Source organism: Escherichia sp. AM3, from assembly GCF_032029835.1.
Taxonomy (GTDB): Bacteria; Pseudomonadota; Gammaproteobacteria; order Enterobacterales; family Enterobacteriaceae; genus Escherichia; species Escherichia coli.
The window spans coordinates 1-975 of sequence record NZ_JAVUPQ010000385.1 but is presented as its reverse complement, the minus strand read 5'-3'; the positions used below and the strand labels follow the sequence as shown (position 1 = coordinate 975).

Sequence of the window (975 nt, the reverse complement as noted above, 5' to 3'; positions counted from 1 at the left end):
TGTTGGTGTTGTCCTTACACCGTCCAATCATGATTGGTGGGCTGGCGTCCCTGTAACTAGATATCTATTTGATTGAATTTTCTAGATAACTGCTGTTTCTGACTTTACCTTTGGTTCTATAAAGGAACCATAAATCGTAACGGCATAAACCCCTGAAAATAGTCCGTTAGCGAACTGTATCAAAAAATATCAAACCTTTTGGTTCAACTTCCTGATGGCATCTGAACTCATTTCATTGGTCTTCCTTTAACATGTCGATTACGTTTGCTACATACATTAAGTCTAATGCCTGTTGGAGATCGTTATGAAAAACTGGTCAGTTGAACATACGAGAGAGGTGAAGAAGTGGCTGGATATAGATACATATCGCGGATTCGAAGAGCTTCCGCTTATACACCTCTACCATGAATTGCTGGCAAGGACATTGTTCTTCAAACCATATCATGAAGAATTTGAAGCAGAAGCCGTAAGGCTCTACATCGACAGGATCTTCACTGGAAAGCCCTTTCTCATCACAGAAAAGCATCTCGGCTATCTCACAAGAGAGGATACTCTTTACCAGCCCCCGCACTTCTTTTTGACGACAACCGAAAGACTGGCTCAACTCAGCATAGTTGGATTACGGAACTCACTGTTTTTTTGGGATGGAAGCGATGAGTATTCTGTTAACAGAGAATTCCTCGATAGCCCTGTATCGGAAGTTTTGCCAAAATTGTTCAGGGATACTGTCATGGTCGAAATCGACCTAGCAAACGGGACAGATGAAGAGATCGCTGAATCCCTAAAGGCTGCACTTCCTCAATGGCGTAAAGTGCGTGGCATAGAACCAGATGTAACGGAAGCTATTCGCTTTGGTTATGGAACGATTAAGAAAATCATTAATTACAGACTCATTCCCATGATCGACATTCTGGTATGGTCAAAATTACATAAAGTACGTATATCAGAAGACCGCCTTTCTCGCCTGTTGTATAC

At 41.8% G+C, this 975-nt stretch carries 1 protein-coding gene; it reads left to right on the top strand.

The window, feature by feature from the left end; all coding sequences use genetic code 11:
- Positions 1-304 precede the first annotated feature (304 nt).
- A partial coding sequence (locus RTW80_RS26045; protein ID WP_312720972.1) for a DUF6387 family protein occupies positions 305-975 on the top strand: 671 nt, incomplete at its 3' end.